An 18,252-nucleotide genomic window follows, 5' to 3' on the forward strand; every position below is an offset into this window, starting at 1 on the left:
CGCTGCGCGTCATGGCTACCCGGCGCGCCGTGGGCCTCCGCGCCAGGGGCAGCGCCGCCGTGCGATAAAATCGACTGGTCAGCGTTGCCGCTGGGCACACGGACGGATGCCGATCGGCAGCCCGGTGGGACACGGAGAAACCAGTCATGACGGAAAAGAACAACCGCAAAACCGGCAAGATCATCGCCGTCGTCGCTATTTGCGCTGCGGTTGCCGCCGGCGGAATCGGCGTCGCCACCGCTCCTGGCTGGGCCAACCCCGCGCCCCAATCCGAGGCCTCCAACCCCGTGCGCAACGAGCCGGGCCTGGCCACCCCCGTGGTCAAGGCCGTGGAACTGGGTGTGACACCGCTCGATGGCGCCAAAGGCGTAAATCCCGCGGTGGCGCCCTCCGTCAAGGCGGTCAACGGCCGCGTCCAGGACGTTGTGCTGGTGCCCACCGCCGGGGGAGAGTCCGTCAAGGGCACCGTCAGCGCCGACGGCAGCACATGGACAGCCGTGGACCCGCTGCTCTTCAACACGCCCTATAACTACAGCTACACGATCGTGGATGAGGCGGGCCGGGAAACCAAGAAGGCCCAGACCTTCACCACCGTGGAGCCCGCCAATGAGGCGGACGCCGCCGTATACCCGGAGAACGGCTCCACGGTCGGCGCAGGGCAGCCCATCGACATCGTGTTCAGCGAACCCGTCACCAACAAGGCGGCGGTTGAAAAGGCCGTCAAGATCACCGTCTCATCCAAGCAGCCCGTCGCCTGGCACTGGTACTCGGATCAGAAGGTGCGCATCCGCCCAGAGAAGTTCTGGGCATCCAACAGCCAGGTCACCGTGGACATGAACCTGTTCGGCGTGGAGTTCGGCAACGGCATGATCGGCAACTTCGACGCCAAGGTGCAGTTCAAGGTGGGCCAGCAGCGCCTGGCAGTGGTGGACGACAACACCAAAACCATGAAGGTCTACTTCGACGGCAAGCTGGTCAGGACCGCACCCGTCACCCTGGGCGGTTCCGACTGGCTTTCTCCGTCCGGCTACGCCGTGATCATGGAGCAGGAACGGAATTCCAAGTTCAACGCCGGGAGCATCGGCCTGAAGCCCGGCGACAAGGGGTACTACCCGCCGCTGACCGTGGAGTACGCCAACAGGCTCACGTCCTCCGGCGTCTATGTCCATCAGGCGCTCGAATCGGCATGGGGCTACGTGGGCGTATCCAACGTTTCCCACGGCTGTGTCGGGCTGCTGCCCGTGGACGCTGCCTGGTTCTTCAACAACATGAAGTCCGGCGACGTCGTCCAGGTCCTGAACACTGGCGCCGCGCCGGTGGAGCCGCTCGAGGGCTACGGCGACTGGAACATTCCCTGGGCCCAGTACGCCAAACGCTAGGCCCCGGTACGCCAAACGCTAGCTGTCCCGTGACGCCGTGAACGGCAGCCGGTGCAGCCGTTCCCCGATCCTGTTGCTTTCCGTGCGTGCCGCGCCCAAACGGCGGAGTTCGCGGATGCGTCGTTCGGCCAGGACCGCCGCCAGGTAGTCGTCGGGAGTGGTCCCCGGCGGCGGTGACGGTGCCACATACCCGGACATTTCGGTGGCGAGGGCTGCGGCCATGCCGCTGCGCGACAGCGGCGACATCCGCGGAGCCTGGCGCATGAATTGCGCGGCACGCCGTCCCAAGGCGTCCGGAATCCGGCCGATGTCCGCGGCTTCAGCCCAGGCGGCCAGGTGCCGCGGAGTGACGGGGACGATTGAGGGTTCCACCGGTACCCGGCGCCGCAGCGAGTAGGTGCCCGCCACAATGTCGCCCAGCCGGCGGGACCTGCCGTCGAAGAGGGCGACTGCGATGGCAACACCGCCGAAGGTCAGGTAGATCTCCAGGAAGCCGATCAGCGCCCTGATGACCGCGTGGCGGAAACGGATGGCCCCGCCGTCGTCACGCACTATCCTCAGCCCGGCCGCCAGTTTCCCGAGCGACAGGCCCCGGGTCAGGGTCTCCACCGTTGCGGGGAGAATGACGAAGCACAGCACCACACTGACCAGGGTGAATGCCCCGGCCGCCGCCTCGTCCAGTTCATCGCGGGCGGCGCCCATTGCCATGAGTATTGCTATCAGCAGGGCGGAATGCACCACGACGTCAAGCAACAGGCCGAGGGCGCGGGCAGCGAAGGACGCCGGACGGAGTTCAAGGACGACTGCCTCGCCTGTGATGAGTGGACTCAATTCCTGCCCCCTACGTCGTTCCGGCCACCGGTCGCTCAAAGTCTAGTTCGCCACAGACTAGGGTAGGAGCGTGGACATGGATGCCTTCTCCGCCGTCAACTCTGACACGTGGTCGCGGCTGCATCACCTTGCGCACCAGCGGCGCCTGAGCGGTGCCGACGCCGATGAACTGCTGCGCCTGTACCAGGTGTCCTCCGCCCATCTTTCCCTGCTGCGTTCCACCGGGCCGGAAAGCGGCCTGTCCGCCTCCCTCTCTGCCTCTTTGGCGCAGGCGCGCACCCGTTTCACCGGGGCACGGTCGAACTTCATGGAGGATCTGGCGCAGTTCTTCGTGCTGGCCCTCCCGGCCGCGCTGTACCGAATTCGCTGGCTGACCGTGGCCTGTGGCGCCGCATTCTGCCTGGTTGGCTGCGCCTTCGCTCTGTGGATTGGCACTTCGCCCGAGGCCCTGCGTGCCGTTGCCACGGAAAGGGAGGTCCAGCGGTACGTGGAGCAGGACTTTATTGACTACTACTCGGAGAATCCGGCGGCGTCCTTTGCCGGAGCCGTCTGGACCAACAACGCGTGGATCAGCGCCCAAGCCGTGGCCCTGGGCATCACCGGTTTCTGGGTGCCCATGATCCTGTTCGCCAACGCCCAGGGGGTGGGGATGGCCGCCGGGATGTTCGCCGCGGTGGGAAAAACGGACGTGTTCTTCAGTTACATCCTGCCGCACGGGCTCATGGAACTGACGGCAGTGTTCGTGGCCTGCGCGGCAGGGCTGAGAATCTTTTGGGCGATGGTGTCGCCGGGCACCCGGACCCGGTCCCGCGCCGTCGCAGCGGAGGGCCGGTCCATGATCACGGTGGCGCTTGGCCTGGTTCTGGTGCTGTTTGTCTCAGGCCTTGTGGAGGGTTTCGTTACGCCCAGCACTTTGCCGGTGTGGGCAAAGATCAGTATCGGCGCGGCGGTGCTGGCGGCATACTGGTGGTATGTGCTGGTCTGCGGGGGACGGGCCTACCGCGCCGGGGCGCGCGGCGACCTGGGCAGCCAGGACGCCGGCTACACAGAACTTGCAGCCTGATTACTACCGCCGGCTGATTATTCCTGCCGTGGCGGGGTGGCACATCGCGGTGCCAGAGCGGCTGACGGTAGGCTCTTGGGGAGATACAAAGCGCTGCCCGGCCCCGGCATTCCCGGTGGCCTCGGAGCGTGGACGCCTACGGAAGTGAAGCTGCAGTGAAAGACAATACTCCGACCCCGTCCGGACGCCTTGATCCGCGGCAAAATCCGGCGGCGAGCCCCGCGCTGGATCCCGCGGAGGACACCGACGAGCCGGCGTTTGACTGGATGAAGCCCGCGCCTGCAGCACGCGCCGCCGAGGAGGAGGGCGCCGCCGGTCCTGCCGCGGCCCAGCCGGAAAGCCGTGCCGACCGCAAGGCGGCGGAGGCGGCCGCCGCCGAGGGTGCCGGGTCAAACCGGACGGAGGCGGGCGGGGACGCTGCGGCAGGCCAGGACGCTGCGACAGACCGGAAGACGGAGTTCCGCCAGCCGTCTCCGGCCGGTTCCTCCTCCATGGGCACGCACTACAGCGAACCGCTCCCCACATCCGCACTGCAGGTACGCCCTCCGCAGGAGGAAGTGGAGCGCCGCAATGCCGAGCGAGAGCAGGCAGCCAGGGCCAAACCGGTCCTGCCGCGGTTCCTCCAGGTCTTGCTGGCCATTTTCTATCCCGTTATCCTCCTGGTCCTGGCCGTGCGGGCCGTGACCAGCCCGCTATTCCTCTGGGTGGAATACCACCGGCCCGGTTTCCCCGGGGACGGCTACGGCTTCAACGCGGACGACCGCATGACCTACGGCTCCTACGCCGTGGACTACCTGAGCAACTGGTCCGGTCCGCGCTACCTGGGCGAGCTGGTTAACCGCAGCGGCGAAAAGCTGTTCAAGGACGGCGAGGTCAGCCACATGGCCGACGTAAAGCTCGTCTTCCTGTCCGCGTTCGGAGCCGGGGCGCTGCTGATCCTGATCAGCATCATCGCCATCATCTACCTGCGGCGGCGCACGCCCGGCGGAGTGCGCCGGGGGCTGTTCGCCGGCTCCATTGTGACGCTGGTGCTCATCATTGGCCTGGGCACCCTCGCCGCCCTCGGCTGGCAGCAGTTCTTCACCGAGTTCCACCGCATCTTCTTCGCCGCCGGCTCCTGGACGTTTGCGCTTGAGGACACGCTGATCCGGCTCTTCCCCGGGCAGTTCTGGATCGACGCGGGCCTGGTCATCGCCGCGCTTGTCCTCATCACAGCGGTGGTGACGCTGATCCTGACCTGGCCCACCCGCAGGCGTCGCGGGCTGGCCCCGGCCAGGAAAGGCCGCAAGGGCAAGGACGTTGACGGCGATGCAGAGGGCAGCGACGTGAAGGACGACGCCGGCACCGATGAGGCTCCACGCACAGGCAACGTCCGTCCCGTGAACCTGTAGCGGCCTTTCGGCAGGGACGACCGCTCAGCCGTACAGCTCTTCGATTTCCGCTTCATAGTCTTTGACGACGGCGGCCCTCTTGAGTTTGAGGGACGGTGTCAGGTGCCCGGACTCCACAGTGAAGGCTGCGTCCAGGACACGGAACTTACGGATGGATTCGGCCTTGGACACGAGGCTGTTGGCCTGGTCCACTGCTTCCTGGATGGCACTGCGCACCGCAGCGTCCGTGCAGGCTTCCGCGGGGCTGAGCAGCGGACGGCCGCGCGCCGTGCACCAGTGCTCGAGGCCCTCGGGGTCGAAGCTGACCAGGGCAGAAATGAACGGCTTCCCGTCACCCACAACCACGGCGTGGCCCACGAGCTGGTGTTCGCGGATCTTCTCCTCGAGCGGCCCCGGCGCCACGTTCTTGCCGGCGGCCGTGACCAGCAGGTCCTTTTTGCGGCCCGTGATGGTGAGGAACCCGTCGGCGTCCAGGGAGCCCACGTCCCCGGTGCGGAAGAAACCGTCCGTGAAGGCCTCGGCGTTGGCCGCCTCGTTGGCGTGGTAGCCCTTGAACACGCCGATGCCCCTGACCAAAACCTCACCGTCCTCGGCGATTCGGATGGTGGTGCCGGGCGCCGGGATTCCTACCGTGCCCACCCGGGTGAGGCCGGCAGTATTCAGGGTGCACGGTGCGGTGGTTTCCGTCAGGCCGTAGCCTTCAAGCACGGCTATCCCCGCGCCCCTGAAGAAGTGCGTATCGCGGGCGTTCAGCGGGCTCGCGCCGGAAACGGCGTACTCCATGTTCCCGCCGAAGACCTGGCGCAGCCGCGCATACACGAGGCGGTCGAACAGTGCGTGCTGCGCCCGCAGCATGGCGCCCGGCCCGCTGCCCTTCCCGCGCCGGGCGGCATCCAGTGCCTCCGAGTAGCGGACCGCCACCCCTGCGGCGGCACTGAAGAGCCGTGACTTCCCGGCATCCCTCGCCTTTTGCTCTGCTTCGGCGTGGACCTTCTCGAAGACTCGGGGGACAGCCAGCAGGAAGGTCGGTTTGAAGGTTTCCAGGTCCTCCAGCAGCTGGGCGGCTCCGGAGGCGTGGCCGAGAGTCACTCCGGCGGTGAGGCACACCACCTGGACGGCCCGGGCCAGCACGTGGGCCAACGGCAGGAACATCAGTGTCCTGGCATCCTCCCGCTGCAGCAGTTCCGGGAGGAGGGCCACGATGTTCCTTGCGACAAGGGCGAAGTTACCGTGCGTGATCCCGCAGCCCTTGGGCCTGCCGGTGGTGCCGGAGGTATAGACGAGGGACGCCACGTCCCGCAGTGCGGCCGCCGACCGGTGCCGCTCCAGTTCGGCGTCCGTCACCCCGGCCCCTGCGGCGGCGAGGCTGGCAAGGTTGGGGGCTTCGCCGTCGTTATCCATCCGGACTATGGGCACCAGCCGCCCGGCCAGGACGCTGGAGGCGGACAGGACCTGGTCCAGCAGCGCCGCCTTCTGGCGGTCTTCGACGAAGACCCGCCCCGCGCCGGAGTCGGACAGGATCCACTCCACCTGGCTCGCCGAGGAGGTTTCGTAGATGGGCACGGTCACGCCGCCGGCAAACCAGATGGCGAAATCCACCAGCGTCCACTCGTAGCGGGTGGCAGAAAGGACTGCGACGGTGTCCCCGGGGGCCAGGCCGCCGGCAATGAGGCCTTTTGCCAGGGCTGTGACCTGGTCAAGAAAGCGCCCGGCGGTGATGTTCTGCCAGCCGCTGGCGTCACGGCGGGCGTAGGCAGCGTGCGAAGGGTTGTGCCGGTAGCAGTCCAGGAGCAGGTCGGTGACGTTGCTGCTGTCCTCCAGTGCAACCATCAGTTCCGTGCTTGCTTCCCTCACAGACGGGTCTCCATTCCGCAAATGATCACGTCCGGGCTCTACCAGCAATCGTGCCTTAGATCCAGGAAGGCATCCACATTCTGAGCCGCCAGTCCTGGTACGTGATCATTTCGGCGGTCCAGACGGGGTAGAAGAAGGAGGAGATCAGGACCGCGGCCACAAGGAAAAGAGCGACGCCGTACAGCCCCGAACGCCGTCGCCACGGCGGATCGGTGGTTTTCCCCAGTACCAGGCCCAGGCAGTACACGAGCGCCAGGACCAGGAACGGCTCGAAGGACACCGCGTAGAAGAAGAACATGGTGCGTTCCGGGTACATGAACCACGGCAGGTAGCCGGAGCCGACGGCGGCCAGCACGGCACCGGCCCGCCAGTCGCGCCTGCCCGCCCACCAGAACAGCAGGATGACGAGTGCTATGGCGGCGCTCCACCAGATCAGCGGGTTGCCGACGGACAGGATGGCCGAAGTGCAGTTGGCGAAATCGCAGCCGGGGGTGCCCTGCTTGGGGGACTCGTAGAAGAACGAGGTGGGCCTGCCCATCACCAGCCAGCTCCAGGCGCTCGCCTCATAGGGGTGCTCCGAGCTGAGCCCCTGGTGGAACTTGTAGGCCTCGAGGTGGTAGTGCGCCAGGGACCGCAGGGAGTCCGGCAGCCAGCCCCATTCCGCGCTGGGGTTCGTCTCCGCCCACCGCCGGTAGTAGGCATCCGTGGACCTGAACCATCCGGTCCAGCTGGCGGCGTACGTCACGGCGGCTACGGGCACGATGCTGACGAAGGCCAGGAGCCCGTCCCTGATGATTCCGGCGCTGATCCAGCCGCGGACGCCGGCGGTCCGTCGGGCGCTCAGGTCCCAGAACACCGTCAGGAGCCCGAAACCGGCCACGAAGAACAGCGCCGACCACTTGGTGCCTACTGCCAGGCCCAGGCAGATGCCGGCCGCGATCCGCCACCAGCGGACGCCCAGCCAGGGGCCGGACAGCAGCTGGAGCGTGGATGGCCTGCCGGTGGGGGAGGCTGCCGCCTGCCTGGCGAGCCGTGCCGCCAGCCGCCGCCGGCCGTCGTCGCGGTCCAGCAACAGCGCACCGAACGCCGCCAGGACCCAGAACATCAGGAAGATGTCCAGCAACGACGTGCGTGACATGACCAGGTGGTGCCCGTCGACGGCGAGCAGCAGCCCGGCTGCGCCGCCAAGAACCAGGGAGCCGTAAAGCTTCTGGGCTATCAGCGCAAGGAGGGCCACGGACAGGGTGCCGGTCAGCGCCGCAGCGAACCGCCAGCCGAAGGGGTTGTCGGCCCCGAAGAGCCACATGCCTGCCGCGATCATCCACTTGCCCACGGGCGGGTGCACCACGTATTCGGGCGTGTTCAGCAGCACGTTGGGGTTGCCGGCCACGAACGCGTCGTTGGCCTTGTCCGGCCAGCTCCGCTCGTAGCCGCTCACCAGCAGCGAGTAGCCGTCCTTGACGTAGTACGTCTCGTCAAACACGAGGCTGCGGGGGCTATCGAGCCGGACGAACCTCAGGACGCCGCCCACGGCGGCGGTCAGGGCCGGAACCAGCCAGAACCAAAGCCGCAGCGACGGCGGGTAGTCCCGCCAGGTGCGGATGCCGCCAATCAGGCGCCGGGTGAGTGCGTCTGCCGTGAATGCCTCCGAGGGGCGGCTGATCCAGCGCTTCCCGAGCGGGCCACGGTCTTCGGTGGCGGGTGCGGAAGCCGGGGTAATCGGTGGTTCGGCCCCGTCAGGCCGCACGGAGGTCTGCGTCACGAGCCCATGCTACCGTTTGCGGCTTGAAGAACGCCGGACGGCAGTAGGCTGGATCCGTGGACCACGAAGCGAGCACCGCCCCTGACAGCAGTTCCGACCCCGCCAGCAATTCAGAGGCGGACGGCAGTTCGGAACCGGATGCCGGGACCGCGGGCAGAAGGGAGCCGGATCTCCGCAGCGGCGGTCCGGGACGGATCGTCCTGGCGGCAACACCCATCGGCAACGTGGGCGACGCTTCCGCCCGGCTCGTGGAACTGCTGGCGACGGCGGACATCGTGGCTGCCGAGGACACCCGGCGGCTGCACCGCCTGGTGCAGAGCCTGGACGTTGCCGTGAGCGGGCGGATCATCAGCTACCACGAGCACAACGAGGCGACGAAGACCGCGGAACTCCTGGAGCAGGTCCGCGCCGGAAAAACCCTCATTATGGTCACCGACGCCGGCATGCCCGCAGTCTCCGACCCCGGCTTCCGGCTGGTCGAAGGCGCGGTGGCCGCCGGCCTCACCGTCACGGCCATCCCCGGGCCATCGGCCGTCCTCACCGCCCTGGCCCTGTCAGGCCTGCCCACCGACAGGTTCTGTTTCGAAGGTTTCCTGCCGAGGAAGGCCGGCGAACGCTCCGCCCGGCTGGCGGATCTCGACGCCGAACGCCGCACCATGGTTTTCTTCGAGGCGCCGCACCGGCTTGAGGCCATGCTGCGGGCGCTGCACGAGCGCTTCGGCCCGGACCGGCGCGCGGCGGTGTGCCGCGAACTCACCAAGACCTACGAGGAGGTCCTCCGCGGCTCGCTCCGGGAGATGCTGCAGTGGGCGGAGGCCAACGAGGTGCGCGGCGAGATCGCCGTGGTGGTGGCAGGTGCGCCGGAGCGTTCGCCCGGCTCGCCGGAGGACGGCGTCGCCGCCGTCAATGAACTCGTGGCCAAGGGTGTCCGGCTCAAGGAAGCCGTCGCAGCGGTCGCCGAAGAAACCCGCGTGAGCAAGCGGGAACTGTACTCCGCCGTCCTCGCGGCGCGGTGACATCCCCGCTCTGGTGAGCCCGCCGGAGCGGCGCTTATAAGCCGGTTGCACGCGCTCCCGCCCGCCCGGCAGCTCCGTCCGAGCAGCTGTGCAGCTGCACAACAAATGGCGTTACGGGCAGTGCGCCGATGCGTAGACACTGCGGAGACGCCAGCAGTACCGTGGCTTTAATCCAGCCAAGCATGCAGCGGGCGGCAGGCGGCGCCAAGCCGTGTGCAGGAGCTGCACATAACCGGCAATCCGATTGCTGACGAGGGAGTCACCGTGTCTGTTACCACACAGTCCACTGCCACCGCAGAACGCGAAAGCGAATTGCTCGCGTCTGTTCCCACCGGCCTGCTCATCAACGGCGAGTGGCGGCCCGCGGCGTCGGGCAAGACCTTCGACGTCGAGGATCCCGCCACAGGGAAGGTGCTGCTGAGCATCGCCGACGCCGGCCCCGAAGATGGTGCCGCGGCCCTGGACGCGGCCGCCGCCGCCCAGGACTCCTGGGCGAAAGTCCCGGCGCGGGAGCGCGGAGAGATCCTGCGCCGCGCCTTTGACCTGGTCACCGAACGGGCCGAGGACTTCGCCCTACTGATGACCCTGGAAATGGGCAAGCCGCTGGCCGAAGCCCGCGGCGAAGTCACCTACGGCGCCGAGTTCCTCCGCTGGTTCTCCGAGGAAGCCGTCCGCGCCTTCGGCCGCTACTCCGTCTCCCCCGACGGCAAGTCCCGCCTGCTGGTGACCAAGAAGCCGGTGGGCCCCTGCCTGCTGATCACGCCGTGGAACTTCCCGCTGGCCATGGCCACCCGCAAGATCGCCCCCGCCGTCGCCGCCGGCTGCACGATGGTGCTGAAGTCCGCAAACCTCACTCCGCTGACCTCACAGCTGTTCGCCGCCGTCATGCAGGAGGCCGGCCTGCCCGCCGGCGTCCTGAACGTCATCCCCACTTCCACGGCCGGAGCCACCACTGGTCCGCTGATCAAGGACTCCCGGCTGCGGAAGCTCTCCTTCACCGGTTCCACCGAGGTGGGCCGCCGCCTGCTGTCGGACGCTTCGGAGACGGTCCTGCGGACCTCGATGGAGCTGGGCGGCAACGCCCCGTTCGTGGTGTTCGAGGACGCCGACGTCGATGCCGCCGTCGCCGGTGCCATGCTGGCGAAGCTGCGGAACATGGGCGAGGCCTGCACTGCCGCGAACCGCTTCATCGTGCACGAATCTGTCGCCGACGAATTCGCGGAGAAATTTGCCGCGAAGATGAAGGACATGACCACCGCCCGCGGCACCGAGCCCGAGTCCAAGGTGGGCCCGCTGATCGACGCGAAGAGCCGGGACAAGGTCCACGAACTGGTCACCGACGCCGTCTCCGCCGGTGCCACGACCGTGGTGGGGGGCGCCCCCGTGGACGGGCCGGGCTACTTCTACCAGCCCACCATCCTCAAGGGCGTCACCGAGGGAACCCGGATCCTGTCCGAGGAGATCTTTGGCCCGGTCGCCCCGATCATCACGTTCTCCTCCGAGGACGAGGCCGTGCGCCTGGCCAACAACACCGAATACGGGCTGGTGGCCTACGTCTTCACGAAGGACCTCAACCGCGGCATTCGGATGGGCGAGCGGCTCGAGACCGGCATGCTGGGCCTGAACGCCGGCGTCGTCTCCAACGCCGCGGCACCCTTCGGCGGCGTCAAGCAGTCCGGCCTGGGCCGTGAGGGCGGCCTCGAGGGCATCGAGGAATACCTCTACACCCAGTACATCGGCATCGCCGACCCCTACGCCAGCTAACAAGCCAGGCGCCGGACCCACACCGGATGAACCGAGCGCAACGACACAACGCACTGGCCCGCAGGAATCCTGCGGGCCAGTGCGTTTTTTTGCGACGCGTAGTTGCCGAAGATCTTAGCGGGCTGCGGCCCGGACGCTCGCGTACTCCTCGCGGGAGACCGGGGTGGCGTCGGGTGATCCCAGCTCGTTGAGCGGAATCCGGTGCGTCTCCTTGGCGGACCAGGCCGCAAGGGCTCCGATGACCGTGATGCCGAAGCAGATGGACCCGACAGCGAGCGGAACGTTGGCCGAACCCGGGGGAGCGACCACCGCGAAGAGGCTCGGCAGGAAGGATGTGATCAGGAGTCCGATATTCCAGAGGTAGACCGTGGTGCCCATGCCCATGCCGATGCCGTAACCCGGCTGTGGCGTAGGCCGCACCGAAGACCGCCACGGTGACGCCCACAACGTTGGCCAGCGTCACGCAGACCGCCCACACGACGTTCAGCCCGCTTTCCCGCAGCACCTGGACCACCGGCATTTTGGGAACGTCGCGGTGCGCCTTCTCCTCCACAAAGACGGGCGTCTCCTCGACCCGGCGGCGGATGATGTAGCCGGCGAACACCACCAGCGTGCTGAGGAGGAACGGGATGCGCCAGCCCCAGGCGTGGAAGTCTTCTGCGGACAGCACGGCCGAGAGCGGAAGGAAGACGGCGGCGGCGATGATCTGTCCGGCCTGGGTGCCCTGGAGGGCGAAGCTTGCATAGAAGAGCGGGGAACGGCCGGCGGCCGGCGCGTTCGCGGGGAACGGCCGGGCAGGCGGTGCGTCTGCGGGTGCGGCCCGTACGCCACTGGCGTTCCCGCAGGCGTTGAGCCTTTCAGCGGGCGGCTAGCCTCCGCGCAGGCGGCGGAGGCCGCTGCGCGTCCTGCGCCACAGCGCCGAGGCGGCGTGTCCCACCCGGGACGCCGCCCGGCCGAGGACACTGAAAGGCCACCGGGCCACGGATCCCCAGCGCGAGAGGACCGACGGCGGCAGCCAGTCGGCGTGGAGCCGGCCGACTATGCCGGCATTACGGCGCAGCGCCTGCCGCACTTTGCCGATGTGTTCGACGGCGGCTTCCTCCGGAAGCCCGTGGCGCGTGGCGTCCTGGCCCGCGGGCCGGCCGTACTGATGCCGTTCGTAGGCCTTCGTCAGGACCGTAACGGCGTGGACAGCCTGGGCATGAAATGTCCCGGTGTTGTGCCCGGGTCCGTTGCCGGTGTCTTGTCCGCCGCCGGTGTCTGGTACGGCGCCGGGGTCTGATTCGGCCGCCAGCCGCATGGCCAGGGAGCCGCGCAGCCTGGCCGAGAATGTCCTCGGAGTCTCGCTGGGCTCAGGACGGACGCCGTAGTCAGTGGCCAGGTCCTGGAGTTCCGACCAGACGAGCGGCGGCTCGGCCAGCCCGTTCCTGCCGGTACCCGTTCCCCTCAGGCGCCGTGCCCGGATGCCTCTGCGCACCAGGTGGGGTGAGGCGGCCAGGAGGACCAGCAGCAGAACCGCGGCGGAGGTGTAGAGAGCGGGCGCCAGCTGGTTCCCGGCACCGGCGGTTCCGCTCCCCGGAAGGGGGAGGGGGGCAGGTGCCGGCGCCGACGACGGTGCTGTGGCGCCGTTGCTCGGCACCAGGCCGTCATTGTTTTGTTCGTTGGTGCTGGTTCCGCCGGATGCCGAGGAGTCCTGCGCGTAGGCCGGCACCACGCCCCGTGAGGGAGTGGGCTCAAACGGAACCCAGCCGAGGCCCTGGAAGTACAGCTCGGGCCAGGCATGGGCGTCGCGGGCGTCGACTTCGTACTCCGGGAGTGCTCCCTGGCCGGCGACGGACACGGTGGCGCCGGTCTGCCTGCCCGGCGCGTAGCCGACGGCGATCCTGCTCGGGATGCCTTCAAGCCGGGCCATTACCGCCATGGCGGAGGCGAAGTGGATGCAGTAGCCGCTCTTCTGGGTCAGGAAATCCGCCAGGACCGACAGCCCGTTGCCGTCATACCCGTTCTGGACGGGCGACTCCAGGGAATAGGTGAAGCCCGGGCCGCGCAGGAATCTCTGGATCGCCATCGCCTTGGCATAGGCGGTCCGGCTGTCCGCGGTAACGGACTCGGCGGTGGTCCGGACGATGTCCGGAACATTCGACGGCGGGCGGATGAACTCCTCCGGCACGCCCTGGACGGGAGCGGAGGACGCATCCAGCAGCTCCGTAGTCAGCTTTGGCACCGTGGACTGCACCAGATACTGCTGGTCCCGGGAGTTGGTGTCGGTGCCTTTGATGCTCAGGGTGGCAGGATCCCAGCTCCACCGCCCCGTGAGCCCGTTCACGGATTCGGGGGCGTACGGGACGGGAAGGTAAGGGCTGGTGAAATCGCCGGTGTTGACCACCGTCACCTGCCGGGTCTGTTCGGGTGCCTGGATCTCGTGTCCCGCGTCCATCCGTCCGGTGCCTGCCCGGCGGTTCGCGTTGCGGTCGTCGGGGGACCAGGACTCGCCGTCGAAACGGTCCACCGTGACGGAGCGCAGGTAAAGCGGCGTCGTGGAGTTGGTGGCGTAGGTGATCCTGCCCTCGCCCGTCGGGGTGCGCAGGCTGTTGCCGAGGCTGATCATGGGGTTCAGTCCGGTGGCCGTACCCCAGGGGTTCAGCCGGGAGCCTTGGGGGAACGTGCCCTGGTCGAAGCCGGGAACCACAAGCTGCAGCAGCAGCGTGACCACCAGCGCCACGCTTCCGGTCAGGGCGGCGCGCCTGACCTGGCCCGGGTTGCGGGCCGTGTCCGCCTGCGTCCGGGCATCGGGGGCAAACCACTGGCTGCACGCGAGGATCACCAGGTAGCCGGCCGCCGTCGTCACGAATCCCAGCCATCCGACGCTCTGCGGTTTGATCATGGCCGGAACAACCAGCACCGCCAGCAGGCCAAGTCCGCTCGTAGCCGGCATGCCCAAAGGGAGGGCCAGCGCATCCACGAGGATGACAACGAGTCCGAGCGCGGCGCATGCCACCAGGACGATGCCGGCATTGGGTGCTACCGGCGAACTCTCGGCCAGCACCGTTTCGCTCGCCCGGCGAAGGTGCCTGCCCAGCGCATCGAAGGTTGCCTGTGACGGCAGGAAACCAGCAATGCTGTCGCGCCGGAAGAAGGTGAACGTCAGGATGAGGGCCAGGGATGCAAGGCCTCCTGTGGCAACCAGCAAGGGCTGGGCGCGGAACGTGCGGAGCAGGGCCATGGTCAGCGAGACCACCACCACTGTGGTCAGGACGGGCAGGAACCATGCCCAGCCCCTCAGGACCCCGTTGAGGGACAGTGACGCGCCGCATACGGACACCGCCACTGCGCCGGCCATGACCCAAGGAAAAGCGCCGGCCCCGAACCTTCCGCTGCCGGGGGAGCCCGGAACGGGCTGCGGCTGTACTCCGGTTCCCGCCTGCGGTTGTGATGTCAGTGTCATCGCCCCACCTCCGCGCCGCGGCGGACGTCCGCTGCAGCCGTCCACATGGCGGCGTCGCCCTCGTCGAAATAGGTCCAGGCGGCCGGCAGCGACGTGGACGCCTCGACGGCAACAGCGCGCCAGCCGCCCAAACGCAGGGCCTCGAGCAATTCGTGGCACTCCGCGGGTTTGTCCGTGATCAGCACCGCAAACGCGTTGGCGGCGTAGCCGGCTGCGGGGGCGAGGGCCCGGGCCTCCGCGAGCGCAATCTTCCCGAGCAGCGCCAGGACCGGGCCGCGCATCCGGTGGGCCGCGAGCTTGTCCATGAGCCGGTCGTCAAAGACGGACTGGGCAGGATCGGCGCTGCCCGCATGCTCGCGGCGCCCTGTGTCGTGTTCCCTGCGCGCGTGGTGCGGTCCGGTTAGCTGGATGGCGGCCAGGCTTTCGGCAATGGACTGCATGCCGGCGGCGCCGCTATACAGGTCGTTGTCAGGCTCGGGGGCCGACGACGAACGCCGGAAGGCAGGCTCACCCGCCGCGTCCAGGAACCGCAGGGAGTAATTGAGTTCGGCCAGGTGGGCGCCCACGGACATGGCCGCCGTAACGGCCCACTCAAAGGTGTCGCTGGTGACGAGGTCGCTTCCGTCGTCGGCCGGGCTGCCGAACACCGAGCCGTAGCCCGAGGAATGGGCCACGAACCGGTGGTCCAGGATGACCGTGGCCTCGGGGGTGGTGACCGATTCCTCCTGCCTGACCATCAGGGCCCCGTGCCGGGCGGTGGCCGGCCAGTGCACCCGGCGCATCGGATCGCCGTGCCGGTACTCGCGCGTCATGACGTCGTCATCGCTGGGATTGGCCCTTGTCCGGGTGGCCGTGATGCCGTCGTTGCCGCGCGCGCCGGCAAGGCCGCTGGACGGGAGCTCGACGGCCGCCGGCGTCACGGTGAGGGTGTCGCCGTCGTCGATCGAATGCCGGTGCAGTGAGAGCCCGAACGGATCCGTAAACTCGGCGGTGACGGGGCCGATGGTGAACTGTCCCCGCTTTCCGGACCGCAGGTGGTACTCGTAGCGGCTGGTGCCGCCCGAGGCGGACCTGGCAGGGAAGCGGAACGCCGGGGATTCACCGAACCGCGGTGGCAGCCGCTCCTCCATGATCACCCGGCCTGTGCCCAGCCCGGTCCGGGCGACGGCAAGCCGGACCGTGGTGACGGAGTCTGTCTCCACCGTGGAAGGGCTGAACTCCCGGTAGACCCGGAAGCGCGGTTTGACCACCCTGATGCCGGCCAGTGAAACGAGCGGCAGGACAAGCAGGAGGACGCCGAGGGCCAGAAGGTCGCGGCGGCCCATGACCTGGGCACAGAGCAGCGAGACGACGCCGGCCGCCAGGAGTCCCCAGCCCCGGGAGCTGAAGAGATGTCGGGGGAGGCTGTCCAGTAGTGCCACGGTGATGGTCCTGACTAGCGGCTGGGGCGGAGTTCGGGCGCGGTCCGCCCGGAGTTTGCCTTTTCCGTCATCTCCCGGCTCACGGGGATCCGGGCAAGGACGCCGCGGATGACGCCCTGCGGGGACTCGCCCGAGCTTGCGGCCTTGCGGTCCAGGATGATCCGGTGGGCCAGCACCGCCTCGGCTACGGCCACGACGTCATCCGGCAGGACGAAATCCCGGCCGTCCAGCGCCGCCGTCGCCTTCGCGGCCCGGAGCAGCTGCAGCAGGGAGCGCGGGCTTGCGCCCAGGCGCAGCATGGCGCTGTCCCTTGTGGCCCTGCCGACGGCCACGGTGTACTCCTTGACGGCTTCGGAGACGAACACCTGTTGGACGGTGGCGATCATGGCAGCCACATCCGCTGCCGTGACCACCGCCTTGACCCGGGCAAGCGGCGACGTGGCCTGGTGGGTCTCGAGCATTTCGATCTCGGAGTCCTTGTCCGGGTATCCCATGGAGATCCGGGCCATGAACCGGTCCCGCTGGGCCTCGGGGAGCGGATACGTCCCCTCCATCTCGATGGGGTTCTGGGTGGCCACCACCATGAACGGCTCGCCGAGCTTGTAGGAGTGTCCGTCCACCGTGACCTGGTGCTCCTCCATGCATTCGAGCAGGGCAGACTGCGTCTTGGCGGAGGCCCGGTTGATCTCGTCGCCGATGACGATGTTCGCGAACACGGCACCCGGGCGGAACTCGAACTGGCGCGAGGACTGGTTGTAGATGGAGACGCCGGTGACATCCGAGGGGAGAAGGTCGGGGGTGAACTGGATCCGGCTGACGGAACAGTCGATGGTGCGGGCCAGGGTCTTGGCCAGCAGCGTCTTGCCCACCCCCGGGACATCCTCCAGGAGCAGGTGGCCCTGTGCGAGCAGGACCGTCAGCGCCAGCTTTGCGGCCTCGGCCTTGCCGTCGATGACCGTATTGATGGCCGAGAGGATGCGTTCGCTCGCTGCGCGGAAAGCGGGAGCTTCCAAGGGGACAGACTTGTGGCCGTTGTAGGAATTGACGCCGCGCGCAGTACTTCCCGTGAAGCCCTGTCCGCCCGGAAGCGCTTCGTCGATTGTGATGCGTCGGTGCGGTTCCATCGGCAACCTTTCAGCCCTGAGTGAAGCGGAACGAAGCGGCGGAGGCCTGCCGTTGCCCGCGTTGGGCGCTCACATCCGTCAATACCAGCGTACTAACACAACTGCCGTGGCTAACAGAGAGTTCCCCGTAAATCTCCCGGGAATGCCAAGCGTAGTTCCGGGGTGGGGCTACGCGGGAACAGGCACAACTCGGCGGCGGATAGGCTGGAGGAATGCGGCATTCCCTGACTCCCCGGCCCTACCAGGCGCCCGGCAGCGACGGTTCCGGCAAGCGCGGGTTCCCGCCGGCACCCGAACCGTTGCCTGTTCCCGTGATGGACAACCACACCCACCTGGACTTCCCGACAGGCGATGTCCGGGTGGACATCGCGGCTGCCCTCGATGCAGCCGAAGCGGTAGGTGTCTGTGGCGCCGTGCAGGTGGGCTGCGACCTCGAATCCTCGAGGTTCACCGTGCGGGCCGTCGACCTGGATCCGCGCCTTTTGGGGGCCGTGGCCCTCCACCCGAATGACGCGCCGGGGTATGCGGTCCGCGGTGAACTTGAGGACGCCCTGGCGGAGATTGAGGAGCTCGCGGCCCACCCCCGGGTACGCGCCATTGGCGAAACCGGCCTGGATTTCTTCCGCACGGAAGGGGAGGGGCTGGCGCATCAGCGTTACTCCTTCCGCCGGCACATCGACATCGCGAAGCGGCTGGACCGGACCCTGCAGATCCATGACCGCGACGCGCACCAGGACGTGGTCCAGGTCCTGCGTGAGGAAGGCACACCGGAGAGGGTGGTTTTCCACTGCTTTTCCGGGGACGGGGAGCTCGCCCGGATCTGCAACGACGAAGGGTGGTTCATGTCCTTCGCAGGGACACTGACCTTCAAGAACGCCACCAACCTCCGTGAAGCGCTCGCCGTGGCGGACCCCGAGCTGGTGCTGGTTGAAACCGACTCGCCGTTCCTCACCCCGCACCCGCACCGCGGCCGTCCCAACGCGAGTTACATGGTGCCGTACACGGTGCGGGCGATGGCGGAATTGACAGAAACGGACCTGGCCGAGCTGTGCGGCCAGGTGAGCGCAAACACTGTGCGGGCGTACGGATCCTGGGACTGATTCATGGCGCTACAGATCCGTAAAATACATACCTGGTAGGCATGTATTTTGGAGGTTTATAACGCTTCGGTTACAGTGAAAAACTATTAGCCGGGGTCGGGG

Annotated in this window: 14 protein-coding genes; 7 read left to right on the forward strand and 7 right to left on the reverse strand. The window is 67.9% G+C overall.

Features of this window, described 5'->3' with window-relative positions; translation table 11 throughout:
* Positions 1–146 precede the first annotated feature (146 nt).
* On the forward strand, positions 147–1,379 hold the full coding sequence (locus tag G9E11_RS14015; RefSeq protein ID WP_190606677.1) for a L,D-transpeptidase: 1,233 nt from the start codon (positions 147–149) through the stop codon (positions 1,377–1,379).
* 18 nt (positions 1,380–1,397) lie between these two features.
* Here G9E11_RS14015 and G9E11_RS14020 read toward each other — a convergent pair whose 3' ends face one another.
* Positions 1,398–2,210 (reverse strand): RDD family protein, encoded by an 813-nt coding sequence (locus G9E11_RS14020; RefSeq protein ID WP_190606679.1) that lies wholly within the window; start codon positions 2,208–2,210, stop codon positions 1,398–1,400.
* A 70-nt stretch (positions 2,211–2,280) separates the two neighbouring features.
* Between G9E11_RS14020 and G9E11_RS14025 the strand changes: the two genes are divergently transcribed.
* Together G9E11_RS14025 and G9E11_RS14030 are read left to right on the forward strand one after the other, a co-directional pair.
* Entirely contained in the window at positions 2,281–3,273 is a 993-nt protein-coding gene (locus G9E11_RS14025) for a stage II sporulation protein M (protein ID WP_190606681.1), read from the forward strand.
* 155 nt (positions 3,274–3,428) lie between these two features.
* Positions 3,429–4,664, forward strand: a complete 1,236-nt coding sequence (locus G9E11_RS14030) for a TIGR01906 family membrane protein (protein ID WP_190606683.1) — start codon at positions 3,429–3,431, stop codon at positions 4,662–4,664.
* 24 nt (positions 4,665–4,688) lie between these two features.
* Here the strand turns inward: G9E11_RS14030 and G9E11_RS14035 are convergent, their stop codons facing one another.
* Positions 4,689–6,518 (reverse strand): AMP-dependent synthetase/ligase, encoded by a 1,830-nt coding sequence (locus tag G9E11_RS14035; protein ID WP_190606685.1) that lies wholly within the window; start codon positions 6,516–6,518, stop codon positions 4,689–4,691.
* Between the two features lie 55 nt (positions 6,519–6,573).
* Positions 6,574–8,280, reverse strand: coding sequence for a dolichyl-phosphate-mannose--protein mannosyltransferase (locus G9E11_RS14040; protein ID WP_190606687.1), 1,707 nt, complete (start codon positions 8,278–8,280; stop codon positions 6,574–6,576).
* A gap of 194 nt (positions 8,281–8,474) precedes the next feature.
* Between G9E11_RS14040 and rsmI the strand changes: the two genes are divergently transcribed.
* Together rsmI and G9E11_RS14050 are read left to right on the forward strand one after the other, a co-directional pair.
* A complete protein-coding gene (gene rsmI / locus G9E11_RS14045; protein ID WP_190607095.1) occupies positions 8,475–9,296 on the forward strand; it encodes a 16S rRNA (cytidine(1402)-2'-O)-methyltransferase in 822 nt (273 codons plus the stop codon).
* 264 nt (positions 9,297–9,560) lie between these two features.
* Entirely contained in the window at positions 9,561–11,060 is a 1,500-nt protein-coding gene (locus tag G9E11_RS14050) for an NAD-dependent succinate-semialdehyde dehydrogenase (RefSeq protein WP_190606690.1), read from the forward strand.
* A gap of 114 nt (positions 11,061–11,174) precedes the next feature.
* Here the strand turns inward: G9E11_RS14050 and G9E11_RS14055 are convergent, their stop codons facing one another.
* On the reverse strand, positions 11,175–11,480 hold the full coding sequence (locus G9E11_RS14055) for a hypothetical protein (protein ID WP_190606692.1): 306 nt from the start codon (positions 11,478–11,480) through the stop codon (positions 11,175–11,177).
* 14 nt (positions 11,481–11,494) lie between these two features.
* Between G9E11_RS14055 and G9E11_RS14060 the strand changes: the two genes are divergently transcribed.
* Complete coding sequence (locus G9E11_RS14060) at positions 11,495–11,653, forward strand: hypothetical protein (RefSeq protein ID WP_190606694.1); 159 nt, start codon at positions 11,495–11,497, stop codon at positions 11,651–11,653.
* Between the two features lie 275 nt (positions 11,654–11,928).
* Here the strand turns inward: G9E11_RS14060 and G9E11_RS14065 are convergent, their stop codons facing one another.
* The 3 genes from G9E11_RS14065 to G9E11_RS14075 are packed head-to-tail and all read right to left on the reverse strand — an operon-like array spanning position 11,929 to position 17,050.
* A complete protein-coding gene (locus tag G9E11_RS14065; RefSeq protein WP_190606696.1) occupies positions 11,929–14,505 on the reverse strand; it encodes a transglutaminase TgpA family protein in 2,577 nt (858 codons plus the stop codon).
* Positions 14,502–15,926, reverse strand: a complete 1,425-nt coding sequence (locus G9E11_RS14070; protein WP_190606698.1) for a DUF58 domain-containing protein — start codon at positions 15,924–15,926, stop codon at positions 14,502–14,504. The genes G9E11_RS14065 and G9E11_RS14070 overlap by 4 nt, the downstream gene beginning before the upstream one ends.
* 14 nt (positions 15,927–15,940) lie before the next feature.
* Positions 15,941–17,050, reverse strand: a complete 1,110-nt coding sequence (locus G9E11_RS14075; protein WP_190606700.1) for an AAA family ATPase — start codon at positions 17,048–17,050, stop codon at positions 15,941–15,943.
* Between the two features lie 212 nt (positions 17,051–17,262).
* On the opposite strand from G9E11_RS14075, the gene G9E11_RS14080 reads away from it, so the two are divergent.
* A complete protein-coding gene (locus tag G9E11_RS14080) occupies positions 17,263–18,150 on the forward strand; it encodes a TatD family hydrolase (RefSeq protein WP_190606702.1) in 888 nt (295 codons plus the stop codon).
* The last annotated feature ends 102 nt before the right edge of the window (positions 18,151–18,252 follow it).

Origin of the sequence: Arthrobacter ipis, from assembly GCF_014694315.1 — a bacterium.
Lineage (GTDB): Bacteria > Actinomycetota > Actinomycetes > Actinomycetales > Micrococcaceae > Arthrobacter > Arthrobacter ipis.

Coding starts and splice junctions, on each gene's coding strand:
- G9E11_RS14015 (WP_190606677.1), top strand. CDS start 147: ATGACGGAAAAGAACAACCGCAAAACCGGCAAGATCATCGCCGTCGTC.
- G9E11_RS14065 (WP_190606696.1), bottom strand. CDS start 14,505: ATGACACTGACATCACAACCGCAGGCGGGAACCGGAGTACAGCCGCAG.
- G9E11_RS14075 (WP_190606700.1), bottom strand. CDS start 17,050: ATGGAACCGCACCGACGCATCACAATCGACGAAGCGCTTCCGGGCGGA.
- G9E11_RS14080 (WP_190606702.1), top strand. CDS start 17,263: ATGCGGCATTCCCTGACTCCCCGGCCCTACCAGGCGCCCGGCAGCGAC.